Origin of the sequence: Photobacterium angustum, assembly GCF_003026365.1 — a bacterium.
In the GTDB taxonomy this organism is placed as follows: Bacteria; Pseudomonadota; Gammaproteobacteria; order Enterobacterales; family Vibrionaceae; genus Photobacterium; species Photobacterium angustum.
The window spans coordinates 40,755-66,609 of record NZ_PYOM01000007.1 but is presented as its reverse complement, the minus strand read 5'-3'; the positions used below and the strand labels follow the sequence as shown (position 1 = coordinate 66,609).

Sequence of the window (25,855 nt, the reverse complement as noted above, 5' to 3'; positions counted from 1 at the left end):
CTAATAAAAACAATTAAAACGTCAAATAAAAAAAACAATTATTACATTTGATAAAAATATTAAACTTAATAATTAAAATAGTTTTTAATAAAGATTCTTAATATTAATCTTCAATTTTCACTCGATATGATATTTCACCGCGTTGGCCTGGAAGTAGTTGACCTGTTAATGTCCAAGATATATCACCCTGATAGCCGGTTTGATTAGCGCCATGGACTGTATCAATATTACAAGGTAAAAGAGTACTGCATGTAATCGGCTCACTCAATTCAGTAAATGGTGGTGTTGTTTCAAAAATAACAATATCACTAATTGGCCCCGTCCCAACATTAGAATACGTAATAACATATTCTAGAATATCATTCGGTGTACCTTGATTACTTAAAACATTTTGATTATCTGTGGTTATATTATTTACGGTTAAAGATAGCTTTAATTCACCAGCTCCTGAGTAAGTAACTTTAATCGTATCAGATACAACAGCTTGCTTTATTAACTGTGTCATAAATGGTGAATTTTGAGCATAATCCACATCAGCCGTTATTTGATATTGATACTGTTGATCATTGGTTGCTGTAGATGGAATATTTACTCGGCTAATTATACATATTTCAGTTGTTCCCGATACTGATTGAGCCCCACCTAAATTTATTTTCGGATCGGTCTCGTCAATATTGAGATCACAGTCTTGATCATGATAAAGCAATACAACCCAGCCACTGGTAGCACTGTAGCGATTATCCGGTATAACGTTAAATGTTATATCTGCTTCTGTATTTAAATTAAATTTATGAGGAATTAATAACGGTTTTCCAGGTTCTGAAGTCTTGGTATGACTTTCAGTTAGACGTGGCATTGTGACTTTACCAAAGTTTAGCCCTGTAATGTCGTCACCAGCACTCGCGTTGATTGCCATTTCATTATCAAACACACTTGAGCTTGAAACCTGTGAAATAGCACTAACGTCAGCCTCACTGATATTAACCCATTTAGATTGAGATTTAATATTTAGCAGTAAATCTTTATCGGCGTAATCAACACCGAGTATAAATTTATAGTATCCGTCACCACGTGTTGATTTCGCAGAAATGACATCACCGGCACTTACACCTGTAACACCAGAATCATTAAATGTTACTGTTACATCAAAGTCTTTAAGTCCTACTTCTGAGCTAGCTTTAATACCATCATGTGCAGTTGCTATATTTACACCATTATCTTCAAACACATAACCACTAAGTACTATTCTGTTTAAGAGCTCAAATAAGTGATCCTCAACCTCACCATCTGAGGCTTCTCCATGTGGAGTATCACAGTTATTTGCTGTCGAGCAGAAGCGAATACGCATAGTTGTATCACCACTGTATCCAAATGCGCTTGCCGCATCGAGCTCTAACTGTAATGAATGTGTACCTGTCGTTAAGAAGGTGTCATCGTGTAAATGCTCATTAGGATCATCGAAATCAAAATCATTATTTAGATCAACCCAAATATTAATGTAACCATTACCAACAACAGGGATACTCACCGCGGTCGGTGTCTCGACAATGATTGGTGAAGGAATGGCTAAGTCTTCATCATCATGCCCATGAGTGTCGTCTCCTGTTGCTAAAGAATGTACTTTCGCATTAAGTTCAGGATCCAATGATGTACCAAGTAAGAAGTCGCCTACCCCATCAGGTGTAACCGTTCCATCATTATTATTTTTGCTATCTAAATAAAGGTGCGATGCTTGAGCATATTGACTATCGCCATCACTAAAGTCTTTTGATTGATAACAACCTGCAATATCTGCTTTTTCAATACTTGTTGCTGTTGTCACTTTTAAGAAACTGACTTCTTTTGTTGGTATATTAATTCGATATAGTGCTGATTGACCCATCACATCAATGATGTTGTCATTATTTGAGTCATGATTACCACCGTTCGTCATGACATATAAATTGGTTGTAGTATCCATTAGGAGCCCCTCAACCTTCAAATTACCATTACCGTCTACTTGTGGGCTTGATAGCCCATTAAACGTTAAAGAATGAGTCGTGACTAAGCCGCTTGTTGGGTGAATCTCGTAGAAATTGCCTGCTTCTATATCCACAAAATAAATATTATGGTTAGTATCATCAACAGCTAAGTCTCCGCCTCCCGAAAGCCCTGTAACGCCGTTCGGTAATTGAAGTGGCATAACGCTAAATGATTGTGTCGATGTATCTATTTTAATGATCGAAGTAAGATCTTGGTTCCAAACAAAGAGATATTGATTATCTGAAGAAATATCTCCAGCAGATGGCGCGGGAATAGATAGTGATGTGTTTAATATTTGCCCTTCCTCTAGCGATACAGTAGACCCGTCACTTTTATTGATATCAACATTACTCTCAGCATATATATAGCCCAGATCAACCACACTTGTTGCGTCACGATCTGTCACAAATAGATGAATATTATTTGTATCTGCATTAACAAATGTGCCGTAAATAAAGCCAGTGACTGCATCAAAACCGATCGCATCAATATCCGATACGTTTGTTTGGTTTACGATAGTTATAGGGTCGACAATGCCATTCATACTGATCGGTGTATTTGCCAAATCAATATTTTCTAACCGTTTCGACGCCGATACCTCTTGAGTATGAATCGTCAAATTACATGTTGCATTCTCATTCAACTCATAAAATAGGAAACGATAATCCTCGACTTCACCTTTATTCGCAGTCCCGTATGTTTTGTTACAAACGGTACTGTCGCACAGTCTTACACGAAGAAAACTATAACCAAATGTCACATCAGAAGGGATAGTAACAGGGAAAACATTCGTTCCATTTACTGCTGAAGATGTACTTATTACTTGCTCATTCGCATCATCCCAGTCACCATCTCTATTAAAATCTAACCAACCATAGAGGTGGATTGGTTGACTCGCTGCGGCAGTATCTGCTTGAACGTCAATACTGATATTAAGAGTATCCCCACCTTTAGCATGCATTAATGAGAAGGTAACGCCATCTTCATCATCATAGTTATTTTCATCATCCGCCGTTGCTGTTGGATTTTGCCCATCACCTAAATCTGTATCCCACATATTTCCTAAACGTAGATCAATTTGCCCATTATCATCATCATCAGACTGGACATGAATAGCTCCATTATTTTCATATGTCGTTGTATAGTCACCGACTCCAGTGCCAGAGGTAAGATCAGGAGCATCACCAAGATCAGGCCCTAGTACATCAGGTGGCTCTGTAAAACAGGCTTTTTGTAAATTCCATGCCGCCCCCGTACTTCCCGAGAAACCAAAACGTACCATGTTAGTATTAAAATGTGAGCGCAGATCATAGTTAATATCACCAATGACCTCGCCATCAACATAGTATTTTAAGTTATTCGTACTTGGCTCCCAATAGAACTGTGTTAAATGATAACGTCCATCTTCAAGCTCTCCACTAGGCGCCGAATCTGTTGGTCCACCGACCGCTTTTGGCGGCATTAATGTCGTTGCCGGTGAGGGGGTTCTCAAATCACCATCTAAATATACTGCAGTGTGATCAATAAATTGTCGCCCGGTACTACTGTTACTGAGTTCATCAGTAAAGCCATTCCCTAAATTATCATAGGTATCAAACTCTACGACGACTGATGGAGATATAGGTCCAGTCCCTCCACCGCTCGCACCAACACCAACACCAAGTAATCCCCCCCAAGACCCCGACGCATTAAAGCCTCTATCATCTGAAGTGATAATAAATGTCATACCATCAGCACCTGCTTCTATCGAGCCAGTTCCTTGATTACAGTTTTGGTTACAAGAACGATCCCCTAAATAAACAGCAAGTTCAAAATAGAGACTTTTATTTAAGTCCATTAGGTCGTAACTCCACAAGTAACCTCGCTGGCTAGTCTGTGGTAGCGTAATAATATATTCGTTAGTGGTCTCATCTAAGAAGGAAGCGTCTTTTTCATAGACTCTTGGTGCGATACAGACATCAGGCGCAACGGAAGTAACAACTGTAGGTGTAACACTGAAAGTATCATCTTCTCCGTTACCAAACCCATTATTGAAAGTAGCATCACTGTCTCTTACGTCTGATGACTCTATTTCACTATTGATTATTGGTGGTGATAGGTTTTTAGATGCAAGCCTTATTGTTGCGTAGTCACTAAAACCAAGCCCAACAGCACCTAAATCTAACATCCCCGTAGTATGATCATAACGACTATCCGCTAGAGGTGTTTCGCCATCTCCTTCATACGCACGAACAAATATATAGTCATCAGGAATATCCAATAACACATTCGTATTAAAGGCTATTGCTGGTCCATAATTTCTTGCTTGGACAACAACATTAAATGGAATACCTTCTGTAACTGTACTACTCGGATCTAAATCTAAAGTTAACTCTAAATCCGCCACAGGTTTGAGTGAGATAAGGTGGTCTTCTACTTCTCCATCAGGAGCTCCACCATTAGGTTGGTTACAATCTCTAAAGTTAGTACATACCCTTAAACGAAGATAAGTATCAATAGGTTGAACATCACTCGGTACTGAGAAATCTAAATCAACATTACCGCTTTGTGAGAAATTAAATGACTCTCTTTCATCAGAGTCGAAACTACCGCTTCCGTCAAAATCAATCCAACCATAAATGTACCCAGCCCCTGCTGACAGTATAGGGACTTGCAGTGTTAACGTATCGGTATCTGACAGATAGGCAATGATCTCTGGCTGTGTGAAGCCATCTTCGTCATTGGTGTCTGTTGTATCATCAATATCGGCATTATCATTAGTGATTGCATCTAATTCAGGATCCACCAGCGAGCCAATCTTAGGTAAACCTGAACTCATCTCATGCCTTGGACCATTTTGTTGCATGCGTGTCGCATAACGATTCTGCGGTGCATCGCCAAAATCAATGTCAAAATTAGCATAACGACATAAAGCACTATCACCATTAGCAGTACCAGTTACCATCGTACTGACTTTTCCACCCACTAAGTTAGGTGAAGCTGGTGTGCTAATATCAAACCGATAGTACTCACCTGTGCTTTCAATATAGGCAAACATAATTCCATCACGATCAAAATAAATACCGTCAGCCCCAGCTGAGATATTCGTCTGACCATGATCAGTAACTGTAAACGTTGCATTGACTGTATTTAAGGTAAATTCTAATAAACGACCATTCTGTATTTGTTCAATTGCCCAAAATGTTGAGGACGTTGGGTGAAGAGCAATATCGCCTAAGTTATAGCCTGAGTTATTTGATACACCAACGTAATTTAGAAAATCTAATGTGGAAGAATTTATATTAATGAAATGGAAGGCACCGTTACTGTCCGTTAATACCAAAATATCATCGTCACTGACATCTCCCCCCGTAATAGATACTCCGCTTATCTCTGGTATCGTGAATCGAGATGCGATATATCCACTGGCATTAATCATCATTAATTGTTGTCCGTTTCCTTCAACTCCCCATAGAAAGCTCTGGTAGGGGCTATAAGCCAAACTAACAATAGGATCAACGCCTGACTGGTATTTAATAGAGGCTTCAGCCGCAACAATATCGACTTCATATAAATCAGAAATTGCTTTCGTCATCAAGTAGCCAACTTTAGGACATTGTTCAAATGGAAAAAGCGTCACACGATCGGCAAAATTAGAGTTGGGCAAATTACCGTAGGCAAAACCTAAATCAATAACATTTGGGCTAGTTGAATAATGGTCGACTGGATCTACGATTTGTTTATTTTCAACCGCCCCCGTTGACGTATTAATTTGTCCATTATTTGGACCATTGGCATTATCGCAGGAGATTGATGTAAACGTTGCTGTTTCATAAATTTTATACTCTTTGCCAAATAATAGATCGAATTGATAATAGCCAAGTGGATCATTAACAGTATCGCCTGTCACATCGGTATTTCCATCCGATGTCATCATAGTTTCACAGGTGCCATCTGTTTGGTTATAGAGCGTAACATTAACTGCACCAATACCTAGTTCATCATCATGTTTTACTCCATCATCTTTTGTGCCGTTATTATTACCATCATCATTAAAGACAAATCCAGAAACACGTTGAACGGCTGGTATATCTGCATATCGACAGATAGCGCCATCTGAAAGACTACCATCACCGGTACCACTCTGATCACCTTCACCAATAAATCCACCTAATGGTGTATTTGGATCGCTAATATCAAAACGCCATAATTGCGGTTTATGTGAATTGGTATTTGCGTATAAATAGCCATTTTTATCAAAATATAAGGCCTGAGGTGCTTCACCTTCCCCTGGGAAGTTTGTGTTACCAAATTCTGTAATCGTCGCTGAGCCTGACAATGTATTTATGTTTAAACGAACTAACTTATTTGGTGAGCCATCACTCAATGCCCAGATTTCCCCTGTCGTTGGATGAACAGCAATGTCACCAATAATTGTGCCAATATCACCAGAGGAAGTACCTAGTTGTTGAAGATAGGTTAATGAAGAAGGGTTTAAATCGAACAGTGAAACAATAGAGTTTTTAACGACAACTAAAACATCATCATTGGTAACGGTAGCAATACTTGCTGTTGGTAAGTTTAATGCAAGATGCATTATCCTATCGCCATTAGCATCGATTGCGACCAAATCGCCTGAAAGCTGAGTATCGACAGCGAAAATCATTTGCTGTCGCACACTATAACCCATAGATGCCATAGCTGTAGTGCCGTCAATAAATGTTGTCAGTTCGCCGGTGGAAAGATCGATAGTAAATACGTCTGTTTCGGTTGACGTATTGTCTGAGTAGTATGCGGTTGTAGAACATACTGAATGAGGAGTAGGTATCACTCTATCACCAAAGTTTTGGTTAAGAGAGTTACCATAAGCCTGACCTAAATCGATGACATTGGCTGTTGTAGATAAATGGTTTGGAGGATCGGCTATTTCGCTATTTTCTAATGCACCTAGTGTAGTATTAATACTTCCGCTAGATGGTGGACCCGTTGCGCAGTTTAATGTGGTAACACCATATGTTTCATACATCTGGTATTGTTTTTTATATTCTAATGCAAATTCATAGTAACCAATATCTTGTGAATCTATACTGCCATCACCATTAGCATCCGTGTCGCCCACAGCAGTTTCAACAACAGTACACACGTTATCTGTCACATTATATAACGTTACCCCAACTCCGCTAATACCTTGTTCTGTACTATCCATAGTACCGTTTTGAATTTCGAAACCACTGACTAATGTCGTATTATCATCATGGAACACATAACCAGATACTTTTTGTACCTTTGGTACTTCCGCATAACGACACAAGGTACCATCATTATAATCGGTCGAGGCACTGGGTACGGCAAAGGTTCCTATAAAGCCACCTTTTAAATCCGGATTTAATGAATCTGAAAGGTCGTATCGCCAAACTTGATATTCCCAAGGTGTGGTGGTTTCAGCTCCAGAAACGATAAATAAAGCCCCTGTTTTATCAATAAACTGCGCATCAGGCCCATTAATGTTGTTGGGGAAGTCAATCTCTCCCAGATCGGTTATCGATGTTTGTCCTATCGTAGTTGTTGATGTGAGATCAGTATCAATATTTAGCTTTAATAAATGACGATTAGTATCTACCGCAAAAATTGTACCGTCAGGATGAATAACCAGATCATTGATATCATATCCAATATCATTTTGCGCACCGCTACCATTGTTATCGATACGTGTTAAATAACTTTCTCGTGCTGGATTAACGTCATATAACATTACTTTTCTGACCGAATTGATGCCAGAACTTAAATGATTACGCGTTACTGCGATCAAAATATCATCGTTCGTCACCGCCAAAGCAGAAACAATTGGAGCATCAACATCAAAACGTAATACAGGATCACCGGCACTGTTTAAAGCAACGATATCGTTATTTCCGTTTTGCAATATAGAGAAGAGTAAGTTTTGTCTTACGCTATATCCAATTGCTCGGTAGATAAAAGAACCTGAAGTATTAACATCGCTAAGCTGGCCATTAGCATAATTAATATTATGTAAGTTAGTATCGAAACCGTAACCTGTTGCAAAATACAACGTTTCATCACATGTGAGAGCGTTAGAAAAACTAATATCAGCAAAGTTCATACCTTCGATACTAGAAGTTAGTGATGGTATATGAAGTATATTAGTAGAGCTTGATAAGTAACCTGTTGGATCTTTGATTTGCACATTACTTAATGCACCTGTCACCGCATCTACACTACCACCAGATGGTGCTGAAGCACTACAATCAATGGTGCCAGAACCAGCTGTTTCATACAGTTTATATTCCTTATTAGGCTCAGCTTTAAAGAAATAGTAACCAGCACTATCTATATTACCGTCATTATCAATATCTTGCGTACCATCAGAAGTATCTATCTGAGAACAAGAATTGCCAGCAACATCAAATAACGTCACCGTTGTATTTCCAATCCCTACTTCTGCGGTATCTTTCACTGCATTGTGTTTTAAAATACCATTAGGATCAGTTGTTAACGTATCTTCAAATACGAAACCCGATATTTTATTGAGTTTAGGCACTTCGACAAATCGACATAAGGCCCCGTCGTTGTAACTCACTGTTGGTGAAATTTTTTGAAAACGTCCTATAAACTCACCGCTCAAGTTCGGGGCATTGGAGTCTGAAATATCATAACGCCAAATTTGATAGTAATAAGGGCTCTGAGACACCGCTCCTGACACGACATAAAGCGAGCCACTACTATCCATGAAATGCGCATCTGGCGCTTCAATCGTCGCTGGATAATTAGTCGTACCGACTTCCGTGACTGTCGTCTGCCCTAAAGAACTCGAACTTAAATCAAGGTTTATATTTAATTTCAGCAACTTAAGCGAGTCGTCAATAGCAAAAACACTACCATCAGGATGAATAGCAATATCGCCAATAGTGTAGCCGATATCATTTGTTGCACCGTCACCATTAGTATCAATACGAGACAGATATGTGCTTCTTGCCGGATTTAAATCATACAGCAATATTTTACGAACAGAATTGATACCTGAACTTAAAAAATCTCTAGTAATGGCAATGAGTATATCGTCATTTGTAATCGCTATTGCCGACAAATAAGGCGCATCCACACCAAACCTGAGAACAGGCTCACCTAGGCTGTTAATCGCGATAATATCATTCGAACCTTGTTGCATGATCGAGAACAACATATTTTGTCTAGTGCTATAGCCAAGTCCAGTATACATAGCGACTTCTGATAACGTTACATCTGTAAAATTACCCGTGGTTAAATTCACATTGTGTAAATCAGTATCCGTGCCTGAACCAATTGCAAAATATGGTGTATTGTCACATGTTAACCCTTGTGTGAAAGGAACATCTGCGAAGTTTTGATTATCAACATTTGTCGTTATCAGTGGAATATGAATAACATTCGGGGAACTAGAAAGGTAACCTGTAGGATCGGCTATTTCAGCACCTGACACAACTCCTGTTGCAGCATCTTGAATACCTGCAGATGGCTCGCCTAAATTACAGTCGATAGAACTAGCATTCGCTGTTTCAAATATTTTATATTCTTTGCCGTGCTTACCATTAAAGTAATAGTAACCAAGAGGGTCTGTAATACCGTCACCATTAATATCGCTTGAACCATCTGACGTATTCACCTGATAACATATATTTTCGGCAACATCTAACAATGTGATGGTGACACCGCCAATACCAACTTCTCCTCCATCCATTTGTCCATTATGTTTTTGGAATCCATTTACGCCAGCGGTCTTTGTATCGGTAAAAACATAACCAGATATTTCTTTATTTGGCTCTACACCATTATAACGACAAGAGGATCCATCTATGTTGTCATTGGCTGAAAATGTATCAGTGCCCATTAACTCCGCACTTAATGATGGGCTATTCAAGTTAGTAATATCTAACCGGAAAGTTTGATGCGCACTTGCCCCCTCCATGACAACAAATAGATAACCAAACTTATCAAAATATAAGGCCCCCGGATTAGTACCATCACTTCCATTCGGTAAGTCCGTTTCACCGACATCGGTAATAGACTGTGCATTAACCCCCGTGCTATCTAGTACCAACTTGTAAAGGTGTGGACGGTCGTCATAAGAAAGCATCCACAATGTTCCATCTGTTGGATGAACAGCAATATCACCAACATCAATGCCTATATTACCGGAGCGTATACCTACTTCGGTTAGATAAGATGCTGAATTAGGGTTCACGTCGAAAAAGCGTAATTGCCGACCTAGCGCATTATTAGTAACAAGCACCAAAATATCGTCATCAGTCACCGCCGCTACTGTTGTTTGAGTCGGTACATCAGCATTAGATATTCTTGCCACCGTATCACCTTGTGAATTGATAGCAATGAGATCATTGTAATTGGCAGACACCCCCCATATTCTTTGTTGTCGCACACTGTATCCCATTGCGTGAACGGTCGCAGGTGAAGAGCTGTTTATGTTTGTACGCTCACCAGAAATTAATTCTATTTGACTGTAATTTGTCGCTGTTGGGGAATTATTTGAAAGATAAGCGGTAATACTACAGGTATCAAATGGTTGACCTGCAACAAAGTTACCAAAATTATTGTTAGTGCTATCGTTATCGACTGTTCCAAGAACAATTTTATTCGGCGTTATTGAACCATAACCAGAAGGATCAGCGACATCATTATTCACAACTGAACCAGTCGATTTATCCAAACTTCCAAATGATGGAGGTCCCGTTGAGCAATCTATTGTTCCAGCATCCGCTGTTTCATAAATTTCATATTCATGACCTTTACCTACGGTGAACTGATAATAGCCGGAACCGTCAGTTGTTGTTTGTTGACAGACATCATCAGTTAAATCATAGAGAGTAATAGTCACACCCGATATGCCGGGTTCACCAGCATCTTTTGACCCATTCTGCCTTGAAACGCCATCAATATCTTGAGTCAATTGGTCTTCATAGACATAACCAGAAATTTGTCTAGGTGGAGGTACACTCGCATAACGACATAATGCGCCATCAGTAGAAACATCATCTATAGATACCGTTGATGTTCCAACTAAAACTGCCGTCGAGGATGGATTACTGGCTTGGAAACAAACCATATCCATGGTTGACGTTCCATTACCATTACCACCATTTACAGCCCCACTTAATCCATATAAGTTATCGTCGACATCGATAAACAAAGAATCAAAGTCTCGATTAAAGCTGTTAGAGAGGCTACCCACGCTTGATGTGGTAAAAGTCCCCGTAGTAAAGTTAATCGTTATTCTATTTACTTGTCCATTAACAAAAACAGCATAAATTTCCCCCGTGCGAGAAATCGCTATATCATGAAATATATTTGATGAACTGGAGTTCTGACTACCAATACGTTGTAAATAATTTTCAGAGGCTGGATTAACATCGTATAGATAAATCGTTGTTGACGTGTTGTCACTTACTGTGAGTATTAATACATCATCATTGGTGACATCCCCCCCAGTTATTTCACCAGAGGTAATTGAAACACCGCTGAGGTTTGCGATGACCGCTCCGTTAGCGTCTAAAGCCTGAATCGTATTTGTCGTATTGTTTACTCCCCAAATCACTTGTTGACGCATACTAAAGCCTAAGGCAGAAAAAGGTTCGTCAATCGGTGATGGCGATATCAATCCCGTTTGCATACCTAACAGCCCCCATTGATTATTCGGAGCGTTATTAAGGGCTGTATATGCTTTAACTGGGCATGATGAGAATGGGTTTGATACTATTTTGTCAGCAAAATTTACATTTGATTGCTCACTTGTCACTGTGCCAAGAGAAATTGTATTTGTTGATGTAGAAATATATCCGCTTAGATCAGAAATAGAACTATTACTTACTGAGCCATCAAGCGTACTAACGGTACCAAATGTTGGTGGGCCACTACTACAATCAGGTGCAGAGGTAAGTTGTCCGGCCTCAAAAACAGTGTATTCATGCCCGTTAGTTACTGTTTTACTCCAGTAACCGATATCGACATCAAAAGACCCATCACTTGTTGACACCGTATAACAACTTCTATTTCCGTTACTCGGGTCATATTCATAAATGAGAACATTTACGCCAGCTATACCGTTTTCATTACTCTCTTTTGTACCATTGTCAGCAACACCACCGCCATTACCATCATCCTCAAAAACATAACCAGAAAGCTGACTATATGTATCAGTAGTGACTATGGAAGTGGTTTCAGCATATCGGCATCGAGCACCATCGTTAATCGTTGCAGTTACACCGTTTCCAACTAGCTGTGCGTTTAAGTTTGGTGAAGCTGGTGAGGAAATGTCAATACTCCACAATTCACCTGTACCGTTAATACTCGCATATAGTGAGCCATTATCATCAAAATAAAGAGCCCCCGGACCATCACTATTTCCTCCTCGAGGTATATTATTAATTGAACCCATCGAGGTTTTTGATGCCGTATAATTATTCAGATTGACGTCGATCCTAAAGAGCGTCATGTTGTACCATCTAATAGTCCAAATTGAGTTATCTATTGGATTTATAGCAATATCACCAAGCTCCAGAGGACCAAGTGTGCCGCTCATACCTAGCTGAGTTTTATAGGTTGGAGAGTTTGGGTTTACATCAAAGAAATGAACACGACGGCCATTATTTTTTGAATCCATCATGATCAATATATCATCGTCAGTTACATCACCCGCTAAATATTGAATTTGATTATTAGAGTTGTTTGCTGACCAAAAAATACCAGGTACGTCAAACCTAAAGATCTCACTTCCTGAACGATCAATCGCAATAATATCGCCATCATTCATACCCCATAAAATATTCTGCCTAACACTATGGCCGACACCAGTAATAACTATATCCTGAGTATTATTTACTACAGTTTCGGTACCATTTAATAGGCTAATTTCATACATATCTGATGGGTCATTTTTAAACAGATACGCTTCTGAAGAGCAGACTCCAAATGTAAATTGATATGCCTTATCGGCAAAATTTTGATTCGATAAATCATCATTGACCGTTCCTAATTCAATCACATTAGGTGACGTCGATATATACCCAGAGGGGTCTCTTATTTGAGCATTTGTGATGGTTGTTCCATCAACAACCGTGCCTTGAGAAGGAGGGCCTGCCCCACAATTTGGCGCTACAGTCAGAGGTGCTGTCTCATAAAGAAAATAGGTATCACCCGGGGTAATCTCAAATTCAAAGTACCCTTTATCTAAATCATCAACAACGCCATCATTATTTTGATCTGTATTTCCATTAGACGTTTGAACAAACAAACAACTATTCTGAGTTTGATTATAAAGTGTTACGCCAATACCACTGATACCAGCTTCAAAACCGTCTTTTATGGTATTGTTTTCAACACCACCACCGAATCCATCATCGTTAAAAACATACCCAGAAATGCTGGTTGGCTCTACTGTAATTAAATAATCTTCAACCTCACCATCACTTACACTGCCAGTATCTATCATCGTATTTTGGCAGCCTGCAGTTTGAGAACATACCCTTACACGCATATACGTGTTTCCACTTAGAGCATTATTGGGAACGTTGACAGAAAAAGTATTAGTACCGATTAGACTAGAGGCGTTACCTGTATCACCAGCAGAAAAAATCACTTCTGAGCTATTATCAAACACACCGTTTTGATTCCAGTCTACCCAACCTTTAACATAAACGCCTGATAAATTAGTTTGAGGATCACGAGATACTTTCACATTAACAGACATCGTTTGCCCAGCCTTGAATATCGCAGGGAAGGTCACGCCATCTTCATCATCAGCACCATCTTCATCATCGGCGTTGGCTGTCGCACTTTGTAATGTACCTAAATCGTTATCCCAAATATCCCCTAAGATTAAATCAACCTGCCCATCATTATCGTAGTCATACTTTCTATGAGCAGGACCACCATTTGCCGCGGTCGTCTGATAATTCCCCGTACCTGTTCCACTATTTGGATCAGGAGCATCGCCAAGGTCATTTTCAAAAGCATGAACAACAGCTTCACCAAGTGTTGAGAAGAGCATTCTAACATTGTGCTCCTCACACATATTAACGGCGCCAAAGTTCCACTGAACAGCAATACCATTATCGGTATTTACATTCGTATTCAACTCATTGTTTAATGTATAAGGACTACTCTTCAACAAATTTTTAGGACTGCTATACCGTCCTGAGAAGTAATTGACCCAAGACGTATCTAACTTCAGATACCCCATAAACTGGTCACTATTAGAATAATTTTTTGTTACACCAACAACATTATATTGACCGGAACCATCAGGTTGATAGTTGGCTGAATTATAAGGGACAGCAAACGCGCCCCCATTATCTCCACCGCTTAAGTACGTATCAAAGCCAACAGATACTAAAATATTATTTGTATTCGAACCGTTAGCTGACTCAAGCAAAAATTTCGTATCATAGAAAAGCTCACCAGCAACATAACTAATGCGTGTGGTTACACGAATATCATTACCATCATAATTATTATTACTATTTCTATCCCAGTACCGTGTAGACCAAACAGTGAAAGGGTCTAGTGCAGCCCCTGAACCTGTCACGCCGGTTATAGTAAAGCCTCTCATTTGACTCGCACCACAGCTATTTCCTGATGATGAGTTTCCATCAGATAACCACAAGAAAGGAGCTGTAGAGCCACAACCTATGTTGTTATAAGCATAGCTTTGCCTCTGTCCGTCTTTTTGTAATGCAACCCCCCCTGTCACTAGATGTTTTAATACTAATGGCGAGCTTGAAATAACAGTATTAGTAATCGGACTACCATGACTAGCGTTTGGTATTGCATCATTGAGCGGTGAGAGGTCACAAGAATAGATGGAAAGTACTTGAATTTTTTGGTCTTCAACCTCACCATCATCAGCACTACCTGTTGGAGAGTTACATGAAGTGTCACTAGAACAGGTTCTAACACGGATGAATGTATTTCCAACCATTGCTCCCGTTGGTATTGTAAAAGCGTATGCTTGACTACCTGCTACAGCTGAGGGTCTATCTACTATTTTTTCACTATTTTCCCAAACACCATTTTGATTCCAATCAGCCCAAGCATAAACTTGTAAACCGTTTAACCCTGAATCGAAGTCTTTCGTCGTTGTAATCGTAATATATTCTGTTTGCCCTGCTCGTACAGAGCTATTTAAAGCAATACCGTCTTCATCATCAGAGCCATTATTATCGTCTGCTGTTGCATCGGCATTTTGTAACGTCCCATTATCAGTATCCCAACTGGTACCAAGCATTAAATCTACTGTACCATCATTATCAATATCCTTTTTTAGATGAGAAGCGCCTGAATTTTCTGATAAAGTTTGGTAATCGTTAGTACCTGTGCCTGAAGTCGTATCAGGTGCGTCACCATAATCAGCACTCTCTACGATAGTAATTTTGTAATCTTCAACCTCACCAGAAAGATAGGGAGCATTTGGAGACATCAATTGCTGAGTACACTGACTAGCGGCATCTTCAACACAAATTCTTACTCGGAGATAAACATCACCTGTTAGCGCAGATTCAGGTATTGCAAGTGAGTTGAGTCCTGTGTTGTTAGAAGGATAAACATCAAATCTCGGATAACTTAATAAAACCCAATTCGCATCGGAAAAATCGTTATCTTTATCGTAATCGATCCAAACAGCGGCGATACCATAGTCTGTATTAACACCAGGGGCATCACTGTCGTAAGACCAATTAACGATAAACTCTATATTACCTCCTTTTTCAAAGGTTGTACCAGATGGGAAAGTAACACCATCATCTGTATCAGTACCAGAACAGGTGCCATTGATGGAGTAACCAGCTTGATTATCGTCAGAGGTCGCCGAACTATTTAAGGTTACGCCATCGCTGATCCAATCATCACCATCCCAACACGACCCTAATCGTAAATCAGTAACACCATCGTTATCTTGATCATACAATTTGTGAGAGGGACCACCACTATTTGGATCTGTCACATAAGGAGATGGCGCATCAGATAAGTCCCAAAGTTCATACCCTGAAAATGTATCAAAGACAGTGATAAACATATGATAAGGATCATCTATATCGTCTTTTCCATCACCGTGATAATTATTTCCAGTATCTTCGGCTCGCGGGTAATCGTCACCCTCATCATAAGCCGTATAGTTTGGCCAATATTTGATGGTATCTCGATCAATATCACTTTCAGAATGATATTGGTTATCAAGCATCGAATGGTCATCGAAAAATTCTATTGGGTTACCGTCGTTATTACAGTTGGTTTCCCATTTAGTGAAATCATGCCACCACTCATTATGCGAACCTTCTCCATTAAAGCTCCACCCCACATGACGACCAGCAACATACGCGCGCACAGAACCATTGACGTTTATCTCATGAGAAATACGATTATTTGAGCACTTCACTGTACCACTTGGTATCGGTCCTTCTATATCATGACCTCCTCCCATTGTGCTATCCCAATACCAATTACGATCATCCATCGTACAAAAATCAGTATCCATTGCTTGATATTCAAAAACATGGAATTCCCACGGTACTGTTACCCCAGCGGGAATATCACGCCCTTCATTGAAAAAACAAAACTTCCAGCGCATATCACCGTGATTTGAATGCCCGGCTTTAACTGGAGACGAAAAAATCAAAGCCAAAAGAGAAAAAAACAATAATATTGTTGGTAATAATTTTACCGACATTGATTTCTCCTCTAAATATGAGACCAATAAATAGCTTATATTTAGTAGGCAAAAAGAATGCCAGCAATTAACCTATTGAAATTAAATGAAAAGGAGAAAAGGATATTCTCAATTTTAGTAATATTCTTAATTCGCAAATTTGTTGTAGAGTTTTTTGATGTGAACAAAATTTTAATAGAATATTAAAACCGGAGGAAAGTACGAATAGAAAATATTGGTATTGTAAAACTTAAGACTAAAAACAAGAGACATAAAAAAGGAGGCTGGAATAGGTTTATACGCCTCCGAAGAAATTACCTGAAGGCATATTAAAAAGGACATTCACAATGTCTATATCATACCTCGTGGGCACGAATTTCACGAAGATAGCGATAGATTGTATGAATAGATATATCCAATCCTTTCGCTGCAATTTGTGCACTATCTTTTAAATCAAAAATGCCTAATTCATGCAAACGCGTTACTATCTCACGGCTTTTTTTCGATGGTGGAATACTGCTATCATTGACAACTTGTTCACGTACATTCTCAATTGAACTATGCATCATTTCATCACTGTTTCTTGCGAAGGTTTCAGAGGTTACTCCAAAATCAAAGTGCGAATGGATATTAGGTAACAAACTTTGCATCATCGACTGAAACGGTGCATCTAGATTAGAATTTACGCATAACATACCAATTGCTTTATTTTCTTTATTTCGAATAATGGTTGTTAACGAGCGCAATGTTTTACCATCAGGACTTTTGGTAATGTAAGCATCAGAAACATCTTTACCTTCATTCAGCTTCACTAACGCAATATTCGTGATTGGCGCACCAACTTCACGCCCTGTAATATGACCATTCGCAATTTTAATAATTGATGGATTATTTGCATCCAAACTATGTAGCAGCACCTCTGTATGCTCCCCCCACATAGCAGCAATACCATCAACGATATTCTCCATCGCATGGAGGATATCGTAATCGCTTTCGGTTAATTCATTCACGCTTGATCCCCTATTTGAATATAACGTTCCCAATGATCTCATTGCTATTATTGTATCAATAATAATATATCCAGAGTATCTACGTTTTTCTTTAAATATGAAAGTAAGTAAGAATTCATCAAAAAAGTGTTAGTTTCCACGAATAAAAAAAGCCATTGCTCAATCGTGCTTACTGTAAACACGATTGATAGCAATGGCTCTTTTTTAATTATTAGTCAATTATGCAGACATGATCTCAATGATAACTTTGTCTGTATTTGCCATACCTTCACGTACCATTTTACCAACATTACGGATGGTTTTTTCTACGTCATCAGCAACAATACCCTGACAACGAGCTTCATTGTAATCTAACGCCATTAATGTACTCATCACAGCTGAGCTTGTAGAGCTCTTAACTTTCATCGCACAAGTCGATTTAGCACCATCACAGAACATGCCAGTGGTATCACTCAGTGTATTTTGAATTGCCATGCAAGATTGCTCAAAAGTACCACCTGCAAGGTAAGTCATAGCCATCGCTGCCGCTGAACTTGTGACCGCACAACCACAGAATGGTGATAATGGTGGGTAGAACGATTTCATATACACTGCTGCTAAGTGACTCATGATAAGTGCACGTGTCATTGTCTCTTCGCTTGCTTCGTAATGACTTGCAAATTCAATCACAGGCATTGATGCACAAATACCTTGGTTACCACTACCGTAGTTACTCATTGCTGGTAATGTTGCACCGCCCATACGCGCATCTGAAGCGGCTGCTGATCGCATAATTGCACGGTTAGTTAAACTATTACCAACTAAGCCACTTTCAATGTGCTTTTTAAAAGTACGGCCAATTTGTAAGCCATACTCATTTTCTAAACCTTCGTTTGATAACGCTACCGTTAAGTTATACGCCTCAACCATAAATGCAATTTCTTCAAACTCAACTTGAGTGGCGAAGTCATAAATACCTTTTAGCGAGATATCTACTCCTTCACATACTGACGCTGTTGATTTTGGTTTCTCTGCTGAACTTGTGTCAGAGCTTAAGTCAAAGACCACTTTACCGTTAAGTGTCTTCTTAACTACTTGTGTATGACCACCGCTAATTTCAACTACTGCTACATCATCACCGGCTTTCGCCGTTACTTCACAGTAGATAAATTCTTCAACATCTTTACGACCTGCAGTCACTTTACCTGCGTCAATCAGTTGTTGTGCTTTTTCTACGTGCTCTGGAGTAATGTTGACCAGAACTTCTAAACCACCATTAGGGTTACCACCAATAGCACCTGCTGCTGAAGCAATAGGCAAACCAATACGACCCGTGCCAGGAACAAAAACACCCATTGAGTTTTTAAATAGGTTATCTGAAACTTTCACGTCTAACTCTTCAGGATCGCGACCAAGTAACTCTGCTACAACAGCTGATGCATAAGCCGCTGAAATAGGTTCTGTACAACCAAATGCTGGTTTAACAACTGTATTAATAATGTTTTTGTATTGCTGCCATTGTGTCTTCATGTGTAGCCCCTAACGGTTTTATATTTATTCTTAAACTCAAATCTAATTATTTACGATGTGCAATCGCTTCGATTTCTACAAGCGCACCCATTGGTAAATCTTTCACTGCGAAACAGCTACGAGCAGGGCACTCTGTTTTAAAGAAATCAGCATAAACAGCATTGAAAGCAGCAAAGTCTTCAATATTTGCTAGGTAACATGTTGTTTTTAAAACCGTATCCATATCACCGCCGCCCGCTTCAAGAACAGAGCGTAAGTTAACTAATGACTGGCGAGATTGTTCTGCAATACCACCATCCACAATGCCACCTTTCTCTTTACATACTGGTAATTGACCAGAAGTAAAAATTAGTTCACCAAATGCATTACCGTGAGAGTAAGGGCCAATTGCGTCTGGTGCTGATTTAGATGTGATTACTTTTGTCATGATTTTTTATCTCGCTATCGAAAATTCAAATTCATTTTAATCATACAAATCCACTAACTGCAAATTAAATTGCAAATAAATCATCGATCATTTTTGATTGAAAATAAACCAAAAACGATCACCTGATAATAAAACCAAACAAAAACAATAAAATACAAGAGAAAAGAGCGAGATAAAATACCATTTAACAATTTTCACCTTACAAATCAATCCAAATAAATTTGAATAAAATGGCGTTTTGAAATATATTTCTCAAAGAAGAAACAGCGTAAACATTATAAAAACAAACAAAACACGCAACTTTTTTTTCATAAATGACATACTAAATAGGCTCAACATGAAAAAACAACTTATACAAGCAGGCTTAAAGGCAATATTTCCGCTCTGCGTTGGCGCTTTCCCTTTCTCATTTATTGTCGGGGCTATCAGTATTAATGCTGGTATGGACGTACTACAAAGTACGTTATGGTCACTGACTGTTTTTGCAGGATCCGCGCAAATGGTGGCACTCGGCCTTATTCAATCATCAACTGAATTAATTGTGATTGCGTTAACTACCTTTGTAATTAACTTACGCCACGTTTTATACAGTGCCTCACTATCCGAATATGTAAAAGAGTACTCAATGCCAACACGTGCATTAATGGCCTATGGTTTAACCGATGAAGTCTATGCTGCAACCGTCGGTGGAATGAAAGAAGAAAAACCTGGTCGTCATTGGTTTTATTTAGCTGCAATGTTTGGTTTTTGGGTTAACTGGGTTGTTGCTGATTTCTGTGGTGCTGTGATTGGTTCTTCTTTCCCTCATATTGCTGACTACGGCTTAGATTTTGCGATGGTAGCTGCCTTTATAGCTATCGTTATTCCACAAGTTAAAAAACGTGAGTGTATTGTGGCAGCCGTTGTTGCTACCGTTACAGGCATCTTATTATCAGGCTTACCTTACTCTTTAGGTCTTGTTGTTGCGGCAATCGTTGGTGTATACGCTGGTTATAAAATGGATTTATCAACAGAGCGTATGGAAGCCGAGCTGAAAGAAGAAGTTCGTCACGAAATCGAAAAAGAACAAAAACACTCAACCAACCAAAGCAACCACAAATAATAAGGGCTATTATTATGGATTCTCACGCACATATCGCTCTAAGTAATGAATTTGTAATTTACTTATCATTAGTCATGGCTATAGCCACTTTTATCATCCGTTTCGCGGTTATTGGTATGGCTGGACGTTTTAATATGTCGGAGCGTTTTAAGAAAACATTACGCTTTGTTCCTGTAACAGTATTACCTGCAATCATTGCTGTAGAAATTTTAGGTAAAGGTTCAAACTTTGCCTTTAACCTTGAAAACCCAAAAGTACTCGCAGCGATTGTTTGTACAGTCGTCAGTCTTCGTTTTGGGCTTATCTGGGTAGTGCTCAGTGGTTTGGTTTCATTGGTACTATTTCAAAATTACCTAGAGCCAATTACCCAGTTCTTAACGCATTTCATGGCATAGTCATGTTATAAAAACTAATACTTGATCACCCTTAAAATCCCGAGTTTACCACTCGGGATTTTTACATCTCAGCATGACTTAACGCCAAATAAAAACCTTATAAGAACGCTCCAAAGTCAGCTCAACTATTAACAGCTATTTTCATACCGCAGCCAGTCATCAATTTGAGTATTGAGTATTGAGTATTGAGTATTGAGTATTGAGTATTGAGTATTGAGTATATTAAAGAGTAATTAGATTTCTATCATTGTGGTATTAATAATGATTTCCGTATCAAAAAACCTTCACTTTTTGACTGATGGAGTAAGACTCATAAACTATGTTTAATCATGTACGAAAGCCGAGCTTATAAGCCACTATTTACCGTATAACTACGGGACCTAATGCTAAATCGAAGACTGGATAATTACCTATAAAAAAGCGGCCTCTTTAGAGGCCGCTTTTTTATTCGACTAATGGGCTTATACCACCTCAGCATGCGCACGTATTTCACGTAAATAGCGATAGATAGTATGAATCGATATATCTAACCCTTTCGCTGCAATTTGCGCGCTGTCTTTTAAACCAAAAATACCTAAGTCGTTTAAACGAGTAACAATTTCACGGCTTTTTTTGGAAAGCGGAATAGTACTATCATTCGTCACCTGCTCGCGCACATTCTCAATCGAACTGTGCATCATCTCATCATTGTTTCGAGCAAAGGTCTCAGCCGTTACACCATGATCAAAATGTGAGTGAATATTGGGAAGCAAGTTCTGCATCATTGATTGAAATGGTGCATCTAAATTTGAATTCACGCATAACATACCAATCGCTTTATTATTTTTATTTCGTATGATCGTAGAAATAGAACGTAAAGTCTTGCCATCAGGGCACTTAGTGATATAAGCATCAGAAACATCTTTACCTTCATTCAATTTGACTAAAGCAAAATTGGTGATAGGTGCGCCAACTTCTCGCCCTGTAATATGACCATTCGCAATTTTCATAATTGATGGGTTATTCTTATCTAAACAATGGAGAGCCACCTCAGTATGCTCGCCCCACATTGCCGCAATACCATCCACGATATTCTCCATTGCGTGAAGGATATCGTAATCACTTTCAGTTAACTCTTGCACCTTTCACTCCCGAATCAATCGAACGCACTATGTAAATTAGGCATAGTCTTGATAATAACAATGCTAATTTATCAATATTTGATTTTACATAAAAAAAACGAAGTAATTTTAATATTCATCAACCGAATGGCATTATTTATCGGCAAGTGCTCTAAATTAGATAAGCCATAAGTACTTTTTATAGTTTCAGTTTTATTTTAAGTAACATTCTATCGTATGCGATGAAGTATAAATTCAATGAAAAAGCCATTGCTCAATCCTGCTTGTTATAAACACGATTGATAGCAATGGCTCTTTTTTAATTGTTGGTCAATTATGCAGACATAATATCAATGATTGTCGCATCAGTATTAGACATACCTAATCGCACCATTTTACCAACATTACGGATTGTTGTTTCAACATCTTCTGCAACAATACCTTGAGAATTCGCTTCATGATTTTCAATTGCCATTAAGAAGCTCATTACCGCAGAGTTTGTTGAACTTTTAACTTTCATCGCACACGTTGATTTTGCACCATCACAATACATACCAGTTGTATCACTTAGCGTATTCTGAATAGCAAAACACATTTGCTCAAAATTACCACCCGCTAAATAAACCATTCCCATTGCAGCTGCTGAGCTTGTTACCGCATTACCACAGAACGGTGATAGTGGCGGATAGAATGATTTCATATAAATAGCGCCAAGGTGACTCATGATTAATGCACGAGCAAGCTGCTCGTCAGAAGAACCGTAGTGCTTCGCAGCCTCTACCACAGGCATAGTTGCTGCAATACCTTGGTTACCACTACCGAAGTTACTCATTGCTGGTAATGTTGCGCCACCCATACGAGCATCAGATGCCGCTGCTGTGCGCATTACAATGTTGTTAATTAAACCATTGCCAAATAGACCTTTAGCAATACTTTTTTGAATCGTTTTACCTACTTCTAAACCATAGGCATGTTTTAAGCCTTCATCTGATAAGGCACTATTTAAATCACGTGCTTCTAGAATAAATTTGATTTCTTCAAAATCAACATTCGTTGCATAGTCGTAAATCCCTTCAATTGAGATATCGACACCTTCACACACAGACGCCGTTGATTTTGGTTTCTCACTCGTATTTTCATCAGAAGACGCATCAAACACAACTTTGTCGTTAAGTGTCTTCTTAACTACTTGTGTATGACCACCGCTGATCTCAACCGTCGCAACATCATCACCGGCTTTCGCCGTTACTTCACAGTAGATAAATTCTTCAACATCTTTACGACCTGCAGTTACTTTTCCTGCATCAATCAGTTGTTGTGCTGTTTCTACGTGCTCTGGCGTAATGTTGACCAGAACTTCTAAACCACCGTTAGGGTTACCACCAATAGCACCTGCTGCTGAAGCAATAGGTAAACCAATACGACCCGTGCCAGGAACAAAAACACCCATTGAGTTTTTAAACAGGTTATCTGAAACTTTCACGTCTAACTCTTCAGGAGCTCGACCAAGTAACTCTGCCACAACAGCTGATGCATAAGCCGCTGAAATAGGCTCTGTACAACCAAATGCCGGTTTAACTACTGAATTGATGATGTTTTTGTATTGCTGCCATTGTGTCTTCATGTGTAACCCCTAACGGTTTTATATTTATTCTTAAACGCAGATTTAATTATTTACGGTGTGCAATCGCTTCAATTTCTACAAGCGCACCCATTGGTAAATCTTTCACTGCGAAACAGCTACGAGCAGGGCATTCTGTTTTAAAGAAATCAGCATAAACTGCGTTGAAAGCAGCAAAGTCTTCAATATTTGCTAGGTAACATGTTGTTTTTAAAACCGTATCCATATCACCGCCGCCCGCTTCAAGAACAGAGCGTAAGTTAACTAATGACTGGCGAGATTGTTCTGCAATACCACCATTCACAATGCCACCTTTCTCTTTACATACTGGTAATTGACCAGAAGTAAAAATTAGTTCACCAAATGCATTACCGTGAGAGTAAGGGCCAATTGCGTCTGGTGCTGATTTAGATGTGATTACTTTTGTCATGATTTTTTATCCCGCTATCGAAAATTCAAATTTATTTTAACCCCAAGAAACCAAATCTTGCAATTTTTTTTGCATTTAATTTCAAGATCAATTTTTTCAAAAATGAAACAGAAAACACAAACCACTGATTAAAAACAACAATTTTCACATAAATGTCAAAAATCGCCACTATATGACGAGATGTTAATATATTAGTAATAAAAATGATTGAATAAAATGTTGCATTAAAATATATTTGCAGCAAAAGAAAGCAGCGAAAAAAGATAATTACATCGCTTAATTGCAATTTTTTTTTCATTTAACGACACACCAAATAGGCGCAACATGAAAAAACAACTTATACAAGCAGGTTTAAAGGCAATCTTCCCGCTATGCGTAGGGGCATTTCCATTTTCATTTATTGTAGGGGCTATCAGTATTAACGCTGGTATGGACGTTCTACAAAGTACGTTATGGTCACTGACTGTTTTTGCAGGTTCTGCACAGATGGTTGCTCTTGGTCTAGTGCAATCCTCAACTGAATTGATTGTGATTGCGTTAACTACCTTTGTTATTAACTTACGCCACGTTCTATATAGCGCGTCACTATCTGAATATGTAAAAGAATACTCAATGCCAACACGTGCACTAATGGCATACGGCCTAACCGATGAGGTATATGCTGCAACCGTTGGTGAAATGAAACATGAGAAACCAGGTCGTCATTGGTTTTATTTAGCGGCAATGTTTGGTTTTTGGGTTAACTGGGTTGTTGCTGATTTCTGTGGTGCGATTATTGGCTCATCTTTCCCTCATATTGCTGATTACGGTTTAGATTTTGCAATGGTTGCCGCCTTCATTGCTATTGTTATCCCACAAGTTAAAAATCGTGAATGTATTGTTGCTGCCGTAGTCGCGACAGTAACAGGAATCCTACTTTCAGGTCTTCCTTACTCACTCGGTTTAGTTGTAGCAGCTGTCGTTGGTGTGTACGCAGGCTACAAAATGGATTTATCAACTGAGCGTATGGAAGCCGAGCTAAAAGAAGAAGTTCGTCACGAAATTGAAAAAGAAGATAAAGAGCAAAACAACACTCAACCAATTAACGCAATCGCTGAATAATAAGGGCTACTATTATGGATTCTCACGCACATATCGCTTTAAGTAACGAATTTGTAATTTACTTATCTTTGGTGATGGCTGTAGCGACATTTTTGATTCGCTTCTCTGTTATTGGTATGGCTGGACGTTTTAATATGTCAGAGCGTTTTAAAAAGACATTACGCTTTGTTCCAGTAACAGTATTGCCAGCAATCATTGCAGTAGAAATTCTAGGTAAAGGTTCAAACTTTGCATTTAACCTTGAAAACCCAAAAGTACTCGCAGCGATTGTTTGTACTATTGTTAGCCTACGTTTTGGCCTGATCTGGGTAGTAATTAGTGGCTTAATCTCATTAGTTATCTTCCAAAATTACTTAGAACCAATTACCCAGTTCTTAACGCATTTCATGGCGTAATCGTAATAAAGTAAACCATTTTATTTCATACAAAAATCCTGTGCTTATTAATCA

At 38.9% G+C, this 25,855-nt stretch carries 12 protein-coding genes; 4 read left to right on the top strand and 8 right to left on the bottom strand.

Annotated elements, in window-relative coordinates; translation table 11 throughout:
- Window positions 1-103: 103 nt before the first annotated feature.
- The 4 genes from CTN01_RS08845 to CTN01_RS08830 all read right to left on the bottom strand — a co-directional run bounded on the left by CTN01_RS08845 (window position 104) and on the right by CTN01_RS08830 (window position 19,657).
- Complete coding sequence (locus CTN01_RS08845; protein ID WP_045149093.1) at window positions 104-16,732, bottom strand: GEVED domain-containing protein; 16,629 nt, start codon at window positions 16,730-16,732, stop codon at window positions 104-106.
- Window positions 16,733-17,067: 335 nt separating this feature from the next.
- Entirely contained in the window at window positions 17,068-17,721 is a 654-nt protein-coding gene (locus tag CTN01_RS08840) for a helix-turn-helix transcriptional regulator (RefSeq protein WP_045149095.1), read from the bottom strand.
- 219 nt (window positions 17,722-17,940) lie between these two features.
- Complete coding sequence (locus CTN01_RS08835) at window positions 17,941-19,230, bottom strand: L-cysteine desulfidase family protein (RefSeq protein WP_045083194.1); 1,290 nt, start codon at window positions 19,228-19,230, stop codon at window positions 17,941-17,943.
- A gap of 46 nt (window positions 19,231-19,276) precedes the next feature.
- Window positions 19,277-19,657, bottom strand: coding sequence for a Rid family detoxifying hydrolase (locus CTN01_RS08830; RefSeq protein ID WP_005366276.1), 381 nt, complete (start codon window positions 19,655-19,657; stop codon window positions 19,277-19,279).
- A 337-nt stretch (window positions 19,658-19,994) separates the two neighbouring features.
- On the opposite strand from CTN01_RS08830, the gene CTN01_RS08825 reads away from it, so the two are divergent.
- Window positions 19,995-20,759, top strand: coding sequence for an AzlC family ABC transporter permease (locus CTN01_RS08825; RefSeq protein WP_045083193.1), 765 nt, complete (start codon window positions 19,995-19,997; stop codon window positions 20,757-20,759).
- A gap of 14 nt (window positions 20,760-20,773) precedes the next feature.
- The gene (locus CTN01_RS08820; RefSeq protein ID WP_045083192.1) at window positions 20,774-21,154 is read left to right on the top strand and encodes an AzlD domain-containing protein; all 381 of its coding nucleotides are present in this window, start codon (window positions 20,774-20,776) and stop codon (window positions 21,152-21,154) included.
- A gap of 461 nt (window positions 21,155-21,615) precedes the next feature.
- Here the strand turns inward: CTN01_RS08820 and CTN01_RS08815 are convergent, their stop codons facing one another.
- From CTN01_RS08815 to CTN01_RS08800, 4 genes are all read right to left on the bottom strand, one after another.
- Window positions 21,616-22,275 carry a helix-turn-helix transcriptional regulator gene (locus tag CTN01_RS08815; RefSeq protein WP_080890348.1) on the bottom strand — a complete coding sequence of 220 codons (660 nt, stop codon included), beginning with the start codon at window positions 22,273-22,275 and terminating at the stop codon, window positions 21,616-21,618.
- Window positions 22,276-22,588: 313 nt separating this feature from the next.
- Window positions 22,589-23,878, bottom strand: coding sequence for an L-cysteine desulfidase family protein (locus CTN01_RS08810; RefSeq protein WP_045131148.1), 1,290 nt, complete (start codon window positions 23,876-23,878; stop codon window positions 22,589-22,591).
- A gap of 46 nt (window positions 23,879-23,924) precedes the next feature.
- Window positions 23,925-24,305: a Rid family detoxifying hydrolase gene (locus tag CTN01_RS08805; RefSeq protein ID WP_107342142.1), complete on the bottom strand. Its 381-nt coding sequence runs from the start codon at window positions 24,303-24,305 to the stop codon at window positions 23,925-23,927.
- Window positions 24,306-24,336: 31 nt separating this feature from the next.
- The gene (locus CTN01_RS08800) at window positions 24,337-24,603 is read right to left on the bottom strand and encodes a hypothetical protein (protein WP_045150560.1); all 267 of its coding nucleotides are present in this window, start codon (window positions 24,601-24,603) and stop codon (window positions 24,337-24,339) included.
- A 26-nt stretch (window positions 24,604-24,629) separates the two neighbouring features.
- Here CTN01_RS08800 and CTN01_RS08795 point away from each other — a divergent pair, with 26 nt between their 5' ends.
- Window positions 24,630-25,406 carry an AzlC family ABC transporter permease gene (locus tag CTN01_RS08795; protein WP_045128114.1) on the top strand — a complete coding sequence of 259 codons (777 nt, stop codon included), beginning with the start codon at window positions 24,630-24,632 and terminating at the stop codon, window positions 25,404-25,406.
- Window positions 25,407-25,420: 14 nt separating this feature from the next.
- Window positions 25,421-25,801 (top strand): AzlD domain-containing protein, encoded by a 381-nt coding sequence (locus tag CTN01_RS08790; RefSeq protein ID WP_005366279.1) that lies wholly within the window; start codon window positions 25,421-25,423, stop codon window positions 25,799-25,801.
- The last annotated feature ends 54 nt before the right edge of the window (window positions 25,802-25,855 follow it).